Origin of the sequence: Embleya sp. NPDC050493 (genome assembly GCF_044458105.1) — a bacterium.
In the GTDB taxonomy this organism is placed as follows: domain Bacteria; phylum Actinomycetota; class Actinomycetes; order Streptomycetales; family Streptomycetaceae; genus Embleya.
On the sequence record NZ_JBITHP010000043.1, the window covers coordinates 1 to 15,044 of the forward strand.

Consider the following 15,044-nt stretch of genomic DNA (forward strand, 5'->3'; position numbering starts at 1 on the left):
AGTCGCGGAGCATGTTCCATTCCTTCTGCGCCGCCCACATGACGTCGGCGCAGCCGGTCTCCTTGCTGGACGCCTGGCCGTTGCCCCACGAGTCGGTGGACTTCGTGAAGACCTGGCCGGTGGAGTAGTCCGCGCAGGTCAGACCGGGACGGTTCGGGTCGCGCAGCGAGTAGGAGCTGCCCGAGCCGGTGGTGTCGATGGTGAGCGGATTCGGGCCGTTCCATTGGCTGTTGCCGCTGCCGGCCTTGACGTCGTCGACGGTGTCGAGCACCGTGCCCGTGCTCGCGTCGACGAAGACGTGCAGACGGCTGGGCGCGGTGGCGGTACGACCGATCAGCACGGTCTCCCAGGCCAGTGCGCTCTTGCCGTCCTTGACCCGGACGACCAGACGGTGCGAGTCGACCTTGTCCACGACCGCGAGCTTGGTCTTGGACGTGGCCTCCGCCGCGCCGGCCGCCACGACGGGCTGGATCTGGACGGCTATGCGGGCATCGGTCGAGGACTGGGTCGCGCGGACGCGGCCCTGGCCGTCGGCGAGTACGACGGCGTCGCCGCCGACCACCGGGATGCCCCGGTAGGTGCGCTCGTAGGCGACGGAGTAGAGGCCGTTGACCCAGGGGGTCACCGCTTGGCGCTGGTACTCCTCGTCGGGACCCTTGGCGAGGGTGTCCAGACCACTGGCAGCGGCCCGGTCGGCGGCGGAGACCGCCAGGGCCTGCGAGCCGGGCGGAGGGGACGGATCGGCGGCGGCCGGCTGAGCAACCGTGCCGATCGCCAAACCGGCGAGCATGGCCAGGACGGTCCCGGCCGTGGTCGTTCTGCGATTCATCGAGGCTCCTTGAGTGGAAGGCAGACCTCGACCACGAATCCGGCTTTGTGCCGCACGCCTTGTGAGCGTTGCGGCCGACCGTGCACGCCGGGGTTCGTGCCCGAGCGAGCGAAACACTCACACGGTCACGTGGGTTGAGCGAAGGGATCCGGCGAGGCCAGCAAATACTGGCTAAATCGCGCGACCCCGGCGTGCCGATCGTGGAGGTGTCCGCCCGGCCGCCGAGGCGGCGCGGGGGACCGGGTCAAGGGGCCACCGGGTCAAGGGGCCACAGGGCAGGACGGGTCGTAGGTCGCCGGCACGTTCACGGCGTTCCAGGCATCCCTGGTCTTCCGGTACAGGGCGCACGTGGGGTCGAGGACCTTGGCCGCGTTCAGGGTTTGGCCGCGTAGCTTCGGGTAGTTCGTGCCGCGTGTCCTGAGCAGCAGGCCGCCGTAGAAGACCTTGCCGGCCGTTTGCACGCCGACTCCGGTGAGGGTGCTGCCGTTGCAGGTCGGGCTGGTGGGCTTGCCGCCACCGGGGTTGCTGCCTTCGGCGAGCAGATAGAACCAGTGATTCAGCGGACCCGTGGCCTTGTACTCGTCCGGAGGCAACGTGCTCGAATAGCAATTCGGGTCCCCGGCGAGCGAGGGGTTGTACATGTAGCGGATCGGTCCGTGGCCACCCAGGTCGACCATTTCGCCGACGGTGTAGTCCGGGGTGTCGAATGGCGCGGGTTCGTCGGCGTAGGCCTCGGTGAGCGCGCCGAAGATGTCGCCGGTGCCCTCGATCAGGCCGGCTTGCGCGAACGGATGGCCGGGACTGGTCCGGTCGATGCCGTGACCGTACTCGTGGCCCACGATGTCCATCGCGCCCAACCACTGACTCTTGACGTCGTGGCCGATGAACACCCGGGTGTCGTCGAACCAGGCGTTCACGGTGTCGACGCCGACGACCACCGGCCAGGTGCCGCCGTTGCCGTTGTGCCCGTTGCGGCCGAGCCAGTCGCGGAGCATGTTCCATTCCTTCTGCGCGGCCCACATGGAGTCGACGCAGCCGGTCTCCACGGCGGTGGGGTTGCCCGTGCCCCAGTCGTCGACGGTCTTGGTGAGCACGCCGGCGTTGTACTTCGAGCAACTCAGGCCCGGGCGGGTCAGGTCCTGCATGAAATAGGTGCCGCCCGAGCCGGCGGTGGTGATGGTGATCGGGTCGGGGCCGTTCCACTTGCTGTGCCCGGTTCCGGCGTGCACGTCGTCGTAGGAGTCGAGTACCACGCCGGTGCCGGCGTCGACGAAGACGTGCAGGCGGCTGGGGGCGGAGTCGGTGCGGCCGATCAGCACGGTCTCCCAGGCCGGTCGGGCGGCGTCCGCGCCCACGTGCACCACCAGGCGACGCGCGTCGATCCGGTCGACCACGGCAAGTCGGGTGCGTGCGGTGGTCTCGGCCGCCTCGGCCGCTACGGTCGGCTCGGTCGGGATGTCGCCGGGAAGTGCGCCGCCGGTCTCCACGGCACGGACCTTGCCGGTGCCGTCGGCCAACACGGCGGCGTCGCCGCCGACTACGGGAAGTCCGCGGTAGACGCGGGTGTAGGCGATCGAGTAGAGGTTGTCCACCCACGGCGTCACCATGCTCCGTAGATAGGTTTCGCCGGGTACCCGGGCCGGCGCGTTCGGGCCGCTGCCGACGGCCCGGTCGGCCGCGTCGATCGCCGCCGTCCGGGCTGCGGCCGAGGCGGGGGCCGGTGGTGGTGCCGCGTTCGATGGGGCGGTGGTGCCGATCACCAGGCCGGCGAGCAGGGCCGCGACCGACCCGAGCGTCAGCGTTCTGCGATGCATCGAGGCTCCTCGGGTTGAAGGCACGCCCCGACCACGAATCCGACTGCGATCGCGCCGGGTTCGTCGCCCGAGCGAAGGAACCCTCACACCGGGCTCGGCACATGGTCAACGAACATCGATTTATCGGCACATTTTGGCTAGACCGTGCCACGACATCGGCGCCGGGCGGGGGCGGTGATGGTGGCGGTGGCGGTGGCGCGGGCATGTGACCGTGCGATTCCGGGTGCGTCAGGGCTTCTTCGGCGCCTTCCGGGCCTACGCCGCAGCGTGCCGACTGTCCCTGACCGGCACGATCAACCAGGCCGCGGCCGACTCGCCGCCGCCGCCGGTCGCCGCGTACCGGAGCGTCGCGCGGCACCGGCCGGCGGATCGGCCCCGGCCGGTCCGAACCGGCCGAATCGGGTTCGGACGGGTGGGTTTACGACCCGCGGTGTCCGCAGCGCATCCGACACTGGTCACGGGCGGCGGCGACCGGGGGCGGCGCGGATCGGGGCACGACCCACCCTCACACCTACGCTGGGGACATGGACTCTTCGATGATGCGACGAGCACGGCGCCGGCCGGGTGGTCGAGGGTCGGGCCGGGGGTTCGCGTGACATCCGGATCGCCCGGGTGACCCGGCACGCCCGCCCCGGTGTGCTCACCTGGGAACTGCGCTTGGATGGGCGCGGGTTCGTGCCCGAGTCGCGACCCGCGTCCCGGCCGGCCGTGGACGAAGGAGCAGGGTGACCGGGAGCGGGACGCATGCGGCGGGGGGCTTCGAGCCGGCGACCGGTGCCGAGATGCGGCCGGTGTCGGTGGCGGGTGAGGGGACGGCGGAGCGGGCGGCGGCGGTTCGGGAGGCGTTCGATGCGCTGCTGCGGATTCGGGCGGTGGTGAACACGGCCGTGCCGGATCCGAGTGCGGTGCCCGCCGAGTGGGAGCGGGTTCGGATGGTGCGGGCGATCAGCCTGTCCCTGGAGGCGGCCGGGGTGCCGCCGTCGGCGGTCGACGAGCGGGGCGAGCGCACGGCGACGGGGTACTGCGTCACGGCGACCGAGCATCCCGCGGTGGTGCGGGTGGAGTGGCCGGGCCCGCGCGGAAGCGGCGCGCGGCACGAGGCGGAGACGGCGCTGCGCGGGTGCGCACGAGTGCTGGGCGGGCTGGGCTGGGTGGTGCTGGAGTACCGCGGCAGGGCCGGCAGGCGGTACCTGGAGGTCGAGGCGCCCTCGACGGTGCGGCGGTGAGCGGCGGGTGGCGCGGCGGTGGGTGACGGCGGCGCGGAAGGGGGCGCGGAAGGGGGCGCGGCGGTGGGTGACGGTGGCGCGGAGGGGCGGCGCGGGGGGGCGGTGACGGCGCGGCGCGCGACGCCCGGTTCAGGGTACGAAGATTGCGCGGTGCGCGAAGATGGCGCGGCGCGCGGGGGCGGCGCGATCTGGCGGCGCGGCGGACGGTGACGGCGCGGCGCGCGACGCCCGGTTCAGGGTACGAAGATTGCGCGGTGCGCGACGCCGGTTCGGCGCGCGTAAGACGGCGCGGCGGGCGGTGGCGGCGGGGGGCGGTGCGCCGGAGAGGGCGGCCGCTGTCGCTTCGGCCCCGGTCGGTCTGCGGTGCGTGGGTCGGTCGCGGGCGGCGTCGTGGGTTGGGCGGTGGGAGTGGCTACAGACCGGGGTCCATTCCGGCGTGCCGCCCGCACAGGGCCATGCACACCTGGTTCGGCCCCTCGTACGGGCGTTCCGGCAGTGCCGCCAGGGCCCGGGTGACCCATACCGCGGCCCCGTTGTTCGTGGCCGCCGCCGACAGCGCTTCCGGACGGGCCGGGAATCGCACGCCGAACAGCGCGCACTGCAGCGCCTCGGGTTCCATCAACGTCGATTCGCCACTACTGCGCATGGCTCCTCCACAACACCACCCGGCCACTGGTGCGCGACCCGGCGGCCGGTGTCGCCGAACACACCGGGCACCGGCCTCCGCGCGCCCTCCGGGGTGCGCGTCGACACGGAGGGCCGTCTGTCACACGAGCACCGCACATCGGTCGGGGCTCGGGATCCCGAGGCGCCGGCAGCTTTCCGTCTCAGAGCTATAATACGCCGCTCCGCCCCGACGGGACCGGGGATCGGAACGCGCCGCCCGTACCACCCGCCATCGGCGCTGCCCGGCCCGTTTCGAACCCGACGCCGGCCGACCGGGGTGGGGCGATCTCATGTGGTGAACCCGAGGTGTACGTGGTCCCGGTGGGTCGGGTCGCTGAAGAACGCGGCGCCGGAGAGTTGGTACGGGCCGCCCACGTTGTACGAGCCGGCGGCCGCGCCCGCCCGCATGAAGCCCTCGACGAGGGCGCGCGGCGTGGTCGGGTCCACCACGGATCGGCCGTCGATGCGCCATACGTCGACGGCCCGCCCCCGTGGGTGGTCGCTGGGGCGGTTGGTACCGAACACGTTGATGGGGTGGCCCGAGCGCAGGACGCTGACGTCGATGGTGTGGTCGGCGGCGAGCGTCTCCAATGCGGTCAGCACCGACGCGTGCACGGCGCCGGCCCGCACGTCGGCGGTCGCGGCGGGCGGCAGAATGATGCGCGAGTCGGCCAGGATCCGGGACGCCTGGGCGGAGAGCGACGCGGCGGCCGGTCCGGGATCCGAGGGGTACAGCGTGGTGACCGTCCAGACGGGTGTGGCCCGGCTCAACCGCACGTCCACGGTCGACCCGTCCGCCGTCACCGTGCCGTCCTCGGCCCGCGTCCACCGCCGGCAGACGACGAGCACACTCGCGGTGTCGTCCAGGATGCCGCCGTACTGGGCGTCGACCACTTCGAGCACGGCCTCCGGAGCCGGGGACGACAGCGAGCCCGCCCGGTCGGCCAACCCCGGGTCGAAGCCCTGCGCGGCCAGGCGTGCCCGAGCCGCCTCGGGCCCCTGCCCGCCGGGCGGCCACGCCCCCAGAGCCGACACCAGGGTGACCGCACGCTGCTTCACCTGCGGCTGCACGTCGCCGGGATCGGGCGCCCACGCGGTGACCGTGGGCAGCGCGGACGGGGTTGTCGTGGCGGGAGTGCCCCCGCTCGGCGGCGCGGGTCCGGTCGGCGCCGTGGTCGCGGCCGGTGTGCCGCTCGTGGGCGTCGACGTCGCGGACCGCCCACCGGAGGACGAGCAACTTGTCGCAACCGCGGCAACGCCCAGCAGCACCGCACGCCGACTCATCGCATACCGATCGTTCACCTCGCCACGGTAGGTCGCGCTCCCACCGGCTCCCGGCAGATCGCGGCCGGCGGAACCGGGTGTCGCGGCGCGGCGCCGCGTCGACGCCGGCTCAGGGCCGGGCGCGATAGACCAGGAGATAGCGCCAGAAGAGCAATCGGCGCACGGCGCATCCGGGCAACAGCGCCGCGGCCTCGCGCCGGATGCCGGACAGCGGCATCGTGGGCGTACGCACCGGCGCCGTCGTGCCTTGCTCGACCGCGCGGGCGCGGGCGCGGTCGCCGAGCCGCTCCTTCGCGGCCACGGCGAGCCGGGCGGCGGCGTTGACCGGGACGGCGGCGAGGCTGTACGCCCAGTCCACCGGGGTCCGCTCGGGATGGCAGCCCAGGATCACCAGGACCCCGCCCGGTGCGAGGGCGTCCCGCAGGGTGGCGACGGTGTCGAACGGCACGTGATGGATGCTCGCCAGGCACGAGATGAAGTCGTAGTGCCCGCGCGGGAGTTCGATGTCGGTGACGTCCGCGCACACGAAGCTCGGATTCGGCGCACCCGCGGTGCTCGGGGATCGGCGACGGGCCTCGGCGACCACCTCCTCGGCCGGATTGATCGCGTCCACCACGATGCCCGACGCGGCGAGCCGGCGCGCGAACCGCCCGGTGCCGCAGCCCACATCCAATGCCGTCCGACAGTTCTTCGGCACCTGACGCAGCAGCAGCGGATGGTAGTGGTCGTTGTGATCGAAAGACATGTCCGCGACCCTGCCACAGCGCATCCGGGCGTCAGCCGGCCGCATCTCCCGTGGCCGCGACGAGGGCGCCGTCCAGCAGCGCGTCGAGGTAGCGCTGCGCCAACTTGGGGTCGTTGCGGTCGGGGGAGTGGCGTACGGCGAAGCCCAGTCCGCAGAGCATGAGCTGGACGTCGGTGGGCCCCAGGGGCGGGCGCAGGGACTCGGCGCCGGCCGCACGGGTCAGCAGGTCGCCGGTCACGCGCAGCAGGTGATCGCGCAGTTCCAGGGTCTCGGCGGTGGCGACCCCGGGACCGAAGGCCGCCGCGGTGAAGGCCTCGTCCTGGGCGTAGGCGGTCAGCGCGGCCGCCAGGAAGTCGCGCAGGGCGCGCCGCGCGTCCGGCAGACCGGCGGCCCGTTGGGCGTGTCGGATCAGCTCGTCGAACCGGTCGGCGGCGAGTGCTTCGAGCAGCGCCTCGGGGGTGGGGAAGTGCCGGTAGACGGTGCCGACGCCGACGTCGGCGGCCAGTGCGACCGCGTTCAACTGGGGCGGCCTGCCCCTGCGCGCCAGATCGCGCGCGGCATCCATGATCCGGCGCCGATTGCGCGCGGCATCCTTGCGCAGCGTGGGTCTATGGGGTGTGGCCGTGTCGTCCATGCGGTGACGCTATCGGCCGAGCGGACGGCTGGTCCATGTGGCCGATCGATTCCACTCGACGCGGATCGCCGGCTTGCCACCTGCTGGGCGCGGGCGCGGCCGAGCCGCATTCGCCGCAGCTTGCCGCGCCTCGCCGACCGCCGCCGATCTCCCCGGTCGTCCGGAAGCCGAGCCGGAGGCGGAAGCGCTTGGGACCGTCCGCGCGCGGCTTCCTGCGTGCGGCTTCCTGCGCCCGGTTTCCTGCGCCCGGTTTCCTGCGTGCGGCTTCCTGTGCCCGGTTCCCGGTGCCTGGCTTCCTGCGCCCGGCTTCCTGCGCCCGGCTCTCCGCGCCCGGCGCCCCGGGGCGGTCAGGCGCGTGCGGCCGCGGCGGCGGACCTCGGCGGCCCCGTCGTGGACCGCGAACCGACCGTATCCCCGGCCCTGTTCGTCTGCCGCGATGTCGAGGCGCCACGGTCGTCCCGAGCGGAAGTCCCTGCCGGTGCCGGTGCGGGCGCCGCCGTCGGCGGCGGGGTCGGGGTCGGTCCAGGAAGCCGACGATCCGGCCGCCGTCGATGGGCAGGCGCGGGTAGGCCACGTCGGGCTGCACATACGCCTCGGCGAGTGACTTGATGACCGACGCGACCAGGTTTTCCTGGTCCGGGTGGACCTTGAGCGGGGTCGCGGCCGCGAAGTTGCCCGCAGCGATCGGTCCCGGCGTGGGCGGGGCGTCATGGAACGCCCTCGTGGCGGGCCATCCGAGCGGGTTTCGTCCCGGGGGTGGGCGTGGGGCTGCGGGGCGGGGGAGCGGGCGGGGCGGATGGTGCGGGGTCTGCGGGGCTCGGGTGGCGGGGGAGTGGGCCGATCAGTGTCGGCGTGCCGGGTCGATGGTTGGGGCCTCGGGGCGGGGTGCAACGCCGGGCGGGCGGTGCGCGGGGCACGGATGTCCGGGGAGTGGGGCCGATCGGTGTGAGCGTGTCGGGCGAGGGGTGGTGTGGGTTCGCCGGGTCGGTGAAATCCCGGTCGGTCGGCCTTGTTGCCGTGCCGGGTCGGGTGCGCAATCGGGGCCGTTGGAGGAGGCGCGGGGCAGGGGTGAGGTGTGCGAGCTGTGGGGGAGTGGGGTCGATCGGTGTCGCGGACGGCGCCGCCAGGTCGCGTGTCGACGGGGGGACGGTGGTCCCGGCGCAGGTCGGCGGCGAGGCCCCGGCCCCGGCCTTCGCCTCGACCCTGGCCTTCGCCTCGACCCTGGCCTTCGCCTCGACCCCGGCCTCGGTCCGGCCGTGGACCGGCGTCGGCTTGCGGGTTCGGCGACCCGGGGCAACCGTGTGCCGGGCGGGTGGGGGGTGGGTTCGCCGGGTCGGTGAACCCACGTCGTTCAGCCTTGTTGCCGTGCCGGGTCGGGGCCGCTGGAGGGGGCGCGGGCAGGATGGGGTGAGGTCTGCGGGCCGTGGGGGAGTGGGGTCGATCGGTGTCGCGGACGGCACCGCCGGGTCGCGTGTCGACGGGGCACGGTGGTCCCGGCGCAGGTCGGCGGCGAGGCCTCGGCCCCGGCCTTCGCTTCGGCCCCGGCCTCCGCCTCGACCCAGGGCTCCGCCTCGGCCCCGGCCTCCGCTTCGGCCCCGGCCTCCGCCTCGACCCAGGGCTCCGCCTCGATTCCGGCCTCCGCCTCGGCCCCGGCCTCCGCCTCGACCCAGGGCTCCGCCTCGACTCTGGCCTTGGTCCGGCCGTGGACCGGCGTCGGCTTGCGGGTTCGGCGATCCGGGTCAACCGTGTGTCGGGCGGGTGGTGGGGTGGGTTCGCCGGGTCGGGCGAAATCCCGGTCGGTGGCCTTGTTGCCGTGCCGTGCCGGGCCAGGCCGGGTGCGCGGCGGGGGCTTTGGAGCGAGGGTGCGCCGCCGGCGGGACGGATGGTGTGCGGGGCGCGGGTGTCCGGGGTGAGGGCCGACCGGTGTGGGTGGGCCGGGCAGGTGGTGGGGGTCATTCGCCGGATCGGGTGAAATCTTGGTCGGTTCGGCCTCGTTGCCGTGCCGGCGACGGAAATCGGAGGTTCTCTCGGAGAGCGGTACCGAGGGAGGTCAGGATGGGGCAGGTCGCGGCCGGTGGTGCTCCCGCCCGGCACGGCGTGTTCGGGGTGATCGTGCTGATCGCCTTGATGGCCCTGTTGCACGCGACCCACGTCCCGGGAATCGCCCATCGCGCCGCGGCGGATCCGGAGCGTTGCCCGATCGGCGTGGTCGGCCGCGCCACCGTGTCCGTCACACCCGACGCGCCCGCCGACGGACCGCCCGGCGACCACTCGGTGCGCAGCGCCACGCCCGCCGGCGAAACCGGCGGCCGACACGGACCCGCCGTCGGCCCCGCGTGTACGCCGACCACAACCCGGCCGCGGCACCACTCCACCACCGCTTCGACTTCCGCCCTCGCGGATACCGTGGCATCCCGTCCCGCCGATCCGGCCGAGGCCGGCCGGAGCCGCGCCCGCGCGACCACGAGTGTTCCCGGACCGGCCCCTTCTCGGACCGTCGTCCTGCGCTGCTGAGCGATCACCGCCGCCGAGCCGCCGCCGCACCCGGCGCGTGGCCGGACCGGCGTGTCCGCGTTCGACACCTCAGCCCCGCGAACCCGGGAGATCCCGCCATGCCCCTTGACGCCTACCTGCTCATGAGCGCCCTCGTGCGCGCCGAAGCCGCCCGCTCCGCCGCCACTGCCGGCACCGCCGCGACCTCGGACAACCCACCGCCCATCGCCACTTCGGGCCGAACCACGCCCGAAGCGATCGCCCCCGACACGGATCCGCCCGCGGTCGGCTCCTCCGGCGCCGATCAGCAGACCGACCCGCAACCTCCATCCGCAACATCGAAGTCGTAGCACCCACACAGGCCACCCGGCCCACCCACCCCGGTGTCCCCCCCGCGTACCCGCGCCGGGGGACACCGGCGCTTCCCGCCGCCGATGCTTGCTGCCGTGGGCTATGCAGATGAAGACATCGGGAGCCCACGACAAGCCCGCCGCCGACCACGCCCACCGACCCGCGGCCTTCCGCACCCGCGGCGCCGACTTCACGTTCCCGACCCGCTCGCCGACCCCAAGCACGGCCACGATCGACTGCTCGGACGGCAACACGTATCCCCGCTCGGTGGCCGGAAGATCTCCTCGAAACCGCGGACGCGGCCCGCCTTCATCCCGCGCCGCGCCGCACGCCCCTCCGCACCCGAGCCGCGCCTGCCTCGTATTCGTGCCCGCCGCGCGCCCGCGCGGCCGCGCGCTCCCGCCCTGCGCCGCTTCGTCTCCTGCTCGTGCCCAACCCGTGCCCATGTCCGACCCAGAGCCCGCCCAACGCCCCTGCCGCCTCGTGCTCGTGCAGCCTCGTGCTCATGCCCGCCCACGGGCATGCGGCCTGGCGCTCGTGCTTGCCCTGCGCCGCTTCGCCTCCTGCTCGTGCCCGATCCGTGTCCGTGTTCGACCCGAGCCCGCCTGACGCCCCTGCCGCCTCGTGCTCATGCCCGTCCCACGGGCGCCCGGGCTCGCGCTCGTGTCCGCCTCGCGCTCGTGCGGCCTGGCGCTCGTGCTTGCCCTGCGCCGCTTCGTCTACTGCTCGTGCCCGATCCGTGTCCGTGTTCGACCCGAGCCCGCCCAACGCCCCTGCCGCCTCGTGCTCATGCCCGTCCCACGGGCGCCCGGGCTCGCGCTCGTGTCCGCCTCGCGCTTGTGCCCGCCTCGCGCTCGTGCTCGAGCCGAGCCCGTCCGACGCCCCTGCCGCCTCGTGCTCGCGCCCGCCCGACGGGCGCCCGGGCTCGCGCTCGTGCCCGCCTCGTGATCGACCCGAGCCTGCCCGACGTCTGCTCCGCCTCGTGGTCGTGCCCGCTCCGTGGCCGCGCCGCGCCCGTTTCCGTGTCCGCGCCCACCCAACGCCCGTGCTGCCTCGCGTTCGCTCTACGCCCGGGCCGCCCGGCTTCCCGTTCACCTCTCGTTCGTGCGGGCCCGCGTTCCAGCCCGCCCAACGTCGGTGTCCCTCCATGCCCGTGCTGCTCGGCCTCCCGTTTACCCATCGCTGATGAGGATCTGCGAAAACGGCTGTGGCGGATATTTCGTGACGGTCGGGCTCGAGCAGGACATGATGCGGGTCATGACTATGGTGGAGACATGACGTCACTTCGGATAGATGCCGCGTAGGTCCCCGCACACGCTCCGGGCCGGACGCTCTGGTCTGCGAAGTGGTGGTTCGATCAGCAGGCTTCTCGTCGGCAGTTGTCCTGGACCACCGTTGTGCTCAGCCGTGCACACCTACATTTTTGTCGATGGCCTCGACGTGGTTGCGCGCAGCTACGACGGAGCGGTCGGTGTCCACCCGGGAGTCCTGCTTTGCCCCGGCGGGCCGCTCTACCCCACCGATGTGGTTCGCCGCGTGCGGGTGGCGTTTTGGGATCCCTCCGATTCAAACGCCGGCGGCGTCGACATACGGTTGGGCCTGCGCGGTGAGACGGTTGTGTGGTCCGACCTGATGTATCCAGGCCCTGACGGCCAGGCCATCGTCGAAGCTCGGTTCCACTTGGGACACTACGTGGGCGAGATCGAGCGAGCGCTCGCCGAACACGACAGAACCTGGACTTCTCCCCGTGCTGCCGAATAGGTCGGCCGGCGATCGCATGTCATCCGCACGACAATCGGTCAGGGCGGTTACGCGAGTACGAGGGTTCGCAACAGGGCGAACGAAGCGCGCCCGTATGACCTCCGCTTGATTAGCTTGATGCGTGTGACCTGGCCCTCGATTGCTCCGGAACTCCAGTGCAGGGTCAGGCCGTTGATGACGGCGTCCCAGTCGTTCTGGAGGAACGCGGCGAATCCTTGGACCGGTGGCGGGCCGTGGTCGAGGGCGCGGGTCATCCAGGCGGTGAGGTCGGTTCCGCGGCGTTCGCGGGCGAGGGCGCTGAACTCGTGCGCAAGGTCGGAGGCTGCGGCGAGGTCGGGGCATGCGGCCAGAACGCGGTTGAGTTGGTCGCGTTGCTCGGCGGTCAGGGCGTTCGGGTGGCGCATGATCCAGGTCGTGATCCGCCGCGGGCTGGGGATCGCGCGTTTGGGTTCGATGGTCGCGGTGCCGTCGCGCAAGGTCGCGACGTACTTGGTGACCGCGACGCGGCTGCCCCGGTATCCGCGTTCGCGGATCTCGCGGAACAGGGCGGCGGCGTTGGTGGCTCCGGAGCGGAAGCGGTGCTGGAGGTAGGGCTTGAAGCGGTTGAGGTGGCCGTTGGGCCGGCGGTCGCGCGCCGATGCGAGGATCTGGTCGAGGTCGGTCGTCAGGTAGTGGCGGACGGTCTTGCGGTCGCGACCCAGGCGGCGGGCGATCGCGCTGATTGTCCAGCCGCGGTCGCGCAGGTAGTGGATGTCGACGTGCCATTGGCGCACGCGGGCGAGTATCTGGCTGTTGGGCGGGTCGTCTGGCTCGGGCGGGCCGATCAAGGCCGCGAGTTCCGTCGTCGTCAGGACCTCCCGCGGCTTGTCGGGTTCGTCGACCTCGGCGTCTTTGCGCAGGCAGGCGCGGTGAGCGTGGGCGGTGCGCTCGACCGCGCGGGCGAGTGAGTGGAGCAGATGCCACCGATCGGCGACTTGAATGGCGTCGGGTGCTTCGCGGTTTGCGGCCTGGCTGAAGGTGCTGCACCGGTCGCGGCAGATCACCTCGATGTTTGGGTGTTCGGCCAGCCACGCGGCCACCGTGTCCACGGTGCGGTCCGGCAACAGGTCGATCGGACGGCGGGTCTCCACGTCGATGAGCACGGTGCCGTAAGTGCTGCCCTTGCGGAACGCGAACTCGTCGATCCCCAGGACCTTGACCTCGGTCGTCGCAGGGTCCGGCAGCCTCCGCACCTCACCCAGGATCACGTCACGCGTCGCCCGCACGGGCAGGTACTCGGCGAGGCGGGAGCCGGCACGACCGCCGACAGCCAACCCGATCGCCTGAAGCACCCGGGCCACCGCCTGTGTCCGTCGCCGGTGCAGAGCTGTCAGGCCCGCGACCTGCTCGGCGGCGGTCCTCCGGTCGCACCGGTCGTTGTCGCAGAAGAACCTGCGAACTCGTAGGCGTGGTACGACACGTCTGCCTCCGAGCGGCTGATCCGCAAGGCGTCGTTCGTACATGCTGTGGACACGCGACGACGCAGCCCCACACGCCGGGCACTCGACCGACGGCTGCCGGCTCCGGACGTCGATCTGCAACACGTCGTCGGTCACCTCGACCGCGTCGACCACCAGGCCCTCGACCTCGGGCCACACCAGATTCCAGAACCCCGGTTCGTCCCCCACAAACAGCACGCTGGACGACCGTAGCCACCTGGTCAGGCGGATGATCAGAAGTGACCATCACGAAATATCCGCCACAGCCAGATTCAAAGAGCCTCATCACCGCCCGTGCCGCCCCCGTGCGTCCGCTCTACACCCGTGCCGCTCCATGCCCGTGCTGCCCGGCCTCCCGTCCACCCCTCGTCCGTGCGGCTCCGTGCTCGCGCTCGCGCAACGTCGGTGTTGCTTCACGCCCGTGGCGCCCGGCCTCCCATCCACCCACCACCCACCACCCGTCGCCCCGTGCTCGCGCTCGCCCAACGTCCCGGCCGCCCCACGCCCCGTCGGCGCGTGGTCCCCGCCCGCCGCCCGCCGCGAGTCCGGGGCCGGGGCCGGGTCGAGGGTCGTGGGTCGTGGGTCGCTCTTGGGGGGCGATGGGGGGCGTCTGGACAGGGGTTGGTTAGATGATTATGGTTTTCATTATCGAATGATCGAGGCGGCGTCTGCCCGTCGGTGCGTCGATTCACCCCTGCCTGGAGAGAGTTCTGATGCGTATATCCACCCGTGCGGTCTTTGCCGTCGCCGCCACCGCCCTGACCGCCGGGACTTTGACCGCGTGTGGTTCCGACGACAAGGACACCATGGACACCAAGGGCACCAAGGGCGAGAACCGGGTCGGGTCCGCCGCGCCGGTGGCCGGCGGCGGGTCGCCGGGCGGCGGTTCCGGGCCCCGGATCAAGGTCGTGGCGACCACGACGCAGGTTGCCGACTTCGTGCGCAACGTCGGTGGCGACCGGGTCGAGGTCACCCAGTTGATCAAGGCCAACGCGAGTGCCCACGAGTACGAGGCGACGCCGACGGATCTGAACGCCATTCGCGCGGCCAAGCTGGTCGTGGAAAACGGCGTCGACATGGAGAAGGCGTGGTTGCCCAAGGCGGTCCAGGCCGCGGGCTTCAAGGGCCCGGTGGTGGACACCTCCGTCGGGGTGCAGCTCCGCAAGGGCGAGCACGAAGAGCACGAGGAGCACGAAAAGCACGAGGAGCACGAACACGGGGAGTACGACCCGCACATCTGGCACAACCCGCTCAACGCCAAGGTGATGGTGACCAACATCGCCAAGGCATTGACCGCCGCCGACGGGGCCAACGCGAAGGTGTACGAGAACAACCTGGCCGGGTACGCCGCCAAGCTCGACGCGCTCGACGCCGACAACCGGGCCAAGCTGGACGGCATTCCGGCGGCCAACCGCAAACTCGTCACCAACCACGACGCCCTGGGCTACTACGTCGACCGCTACCGGCTGGAGTTCGTCGGCTCGATCATCCCGAGCTTCGACGACCAGGCCGAACTCTCCGGCAGCCGGATCGAGGACGTCGTGGCCAGGATCAAGGCCACCGGCGCCAAGGCCGTGTTCGCCGAAAGCGCGCTGCCGCCCAAGACCGCCGCGACCATCGCCCGGGAAGCGGGCGTCAAGGTCGTCGCCGGCGACGACTCGCTCTACGCCGACTCGCTCGGCGCCTCCGGGTCCGCCGGTGCCACCTACCTCGCATCCGAGGCGCACAACACGGACACCATCGTCGCCGCACTGCGGGGCTGA

General features: G+C 72.5%; 11 protein-coding genes and 1 pseudogene. 5 read left to right on the plus strand and 7 right to left on the minus strand.

Going from position 1 to position 15,044, the window contains the following annotated elements:
- Together ACIBM5_RS43595 and ACIBM5_RS43600 are read right to left on the minus strand one after the other, a co-directional pair.
- Nucleotides 1–829, minus strand: a pseudogene (locus ACIBM5_RS43595) (peptidase M28); the annotation flags it as partial.
- Between the two features lie 260 nt (nt 830–1,089).
- Nucleotides 1,090–2,643: a M4 family metallopeptidase gene (locus ACIBM5_RS43600; protein ID WP_396012243.1), complete on the minus strand. Its 1,554-nt coding sequence runs from the start codon at nt 2,641–2,643 to the stop codon at nt 1,090–1,092.
- Nucleotides 2,644–3,368: 725 nt separating this feature from the next.
- Here ACIBM5_RS43600 and ACIBM5_RS43605 point away from each other — a divergent pair.
- Complete coding sequence (locus tag ACIBM5_RS43605; protein WP_396012244.1) at nt 3,369–3,869, plus strand: hypothetical protein; 501 nt, start codon at nt 3,369–3,371, stop codon at nt 3,867–3,869.
- Between the two features lie 412 nt (nt 3,870–4,281).
- Here the strand turns inward: ACIBM5_RS43605 and ACIBM5_RS43610 are convergent, their stop codons facing one another.
- The 4 genes from ACIBM5_RS43610 to ACIBM5_RS43625 form a co-directional block, all read right to left on the minus strand.
- Entirely contained in the window at nt 4,282–4,515 is a 234-nt protein-coding gene (locus tag ACIBM5_RS43610) for a DUF2795 domain-containing protein (RefSeq protein ID WP_391584366.1), read from the minus strand.
- 308 nt (nt 4,516–4,823) lie between these two features.
- Nucleotides 4,824–5,837 carry a hypothetical protein gene (locus ACIBM5_RS43615; protein ID WP_396012245.1) on the minus strand — a complete coding sequence of 338 codons (1,014 nt, stop codon included), beginning with the start codon at nt 5,835–5,837 and terminating at the stop codon, nt 4,824–4,826.
- A 91-nt stretch (nt 5,838–5,928) separates the two neighbouring features.
- Entirely contained in the window at nt 5,929–6,564 is a 636-nt protein-coding gene (locus tag ACIBM5_RS43620; RefSeq protein WP_396012246.1) for a class I SAM-dependent methyltransferase, read from the minus strand.
- Between the two features lie 31 nt (nt 6,565–6,595).
- Nucleotides 6,596–7,198, minus strand: coding sequence for a TetR/AcrR family transcriptional regulator (locus ACIBM5_RS43625; protein WP_396012247.1), 603 nt, complete (start codon nt 7,196–7,198; stop codon nt 6,596–6,598).
- Between the two features lie 2,055 nt (nt 7,199–9,253).
- Here ACIBM5_RS43625 and ACIBM5_RS43630 point away from each other — a divergent pair.
- From ACIBM5_RS43630 to ACIBM5_RS43640, 3 genes are all read left to right on the plus strand, one after another.
- On the plus strand, nt 9,254–9,712 hold the full coding sequence (locus ACIBM5_RS43630; RefSeq protein ID WP_396012248.1) for a hypothetical protein: 459 nt from the start codon (nt 9,254–9,256) through the stop codon (nt 9,710–9,712).
- A gap of 98 nt (nt 9,713–9,810) precedes the next feature.
- Complete coding sequence (locus ACIBM5_RS43635; protein ID WP_396012250.1) at nt 9,811–10,041, plus strand: hypothetical protein; 231 nt, start codon at nt 9,811–9,813, stop codon at nt 10,039–10,041.
- Nucleotides 10,042–11,449: 1,408 nt separating this feature from the next.
- The gene (locus ACIBM5_RS43640) at nt 11,450–11,803 is read left to right on the plus strand and encodes a hypothetical protein (RefSeq protein WP_396012251.1); all 354 of its coding nucleotides are present in this window, start codon (nt 11,450–11,452) and stop codon (nt 11,801–11,803) included.
- A gap of 47 nt (nt 11,804–11,850) precedes the next feature.
- On the opposite strand, the gene ACIBM5_RS43645 is transcribed toward ACIBM5_RS43640, so the two are convergent.
- The gene (locus tag ACIBM5_RS43645) at nt 11,851–13,479 is read right to left on the minus strand and encodes an ISL3 family transposase (RefSeq protein ID WP_396012252.1); all 1,629 of its coding nucleotides are present in this window, start codon (nt 13,477–13,479) and stop codon (nt 11,851–11,853) included.
- Nucleotides 13,480–13,994: 515 nt separating this feature from the next.
- Between ACIBM5_RS43645 and ACIBM5_RS43650 the strand changes: the two genes are divergently transcribed.
- The gene (locus ACIBM5_RS43650) at nt 13,995–15,044 is read left to right on the plus strand and encodes a metal ABC transporter substrate-binding protein (protein WP_396012253.1); all 1,050 of its coding nucleotides are present in this window, start codon (nt 13,995–13,997) and stop codon (nt 15,042–15,044) included.

Coding starts and splice junctions, on each gene's coding strand:
- ACIBM5_RS43635 (WP_396012250.1), top strand. CDS start 9,811: ATGCCCCTTGACGCCTACCTGCTCATGAGCGCCCTCGTGCGCGCCGAA.
- ACIBM5_RS43650 (WP_396012253.1), top strand. CDS start 13,995: ATGCGTATATCCACCCGTGCGGTCTTTGCCGTCGCCGCCACCGCCCTG.
- ACIBM5_RS43625 (WP_396012247.1), bottom strand. CDS start 7,198: ATGGACGACACGGCCACACCCCATAGACCCACGCTGCGCAAGGATGCC.
- ACIBM5_RS43600 (WP_396012243.1), bottom strand. CDS start 2,643: ATGCATCGCAGAACGCTGACGCTCGGGTCGGTCGCGGCCCTGCTCGCC.
- ACIBM5_RS43610 (WP_391584366.1), bottom strand. CDS start 4,515: ATGCGCAGTAGTGGCGAATCGACGTTGATGGAACCCGAGGCGCTGCAG.
- ACIBM5_RS43620 (WP_396012246.1), bottom strand. CDS start 6,564: ATGTCTTTCGATCACAACGACCACTACCATCCGCTGCTGCTGCGTCAG.
- ACIBM5_RS43630 (WP_396012248.1), top strand. CDS start 9,254: ATGGGGCAGGTCGCGGCCGGTGGTGCTCCCGCCCGGCACGGCGTGTTC.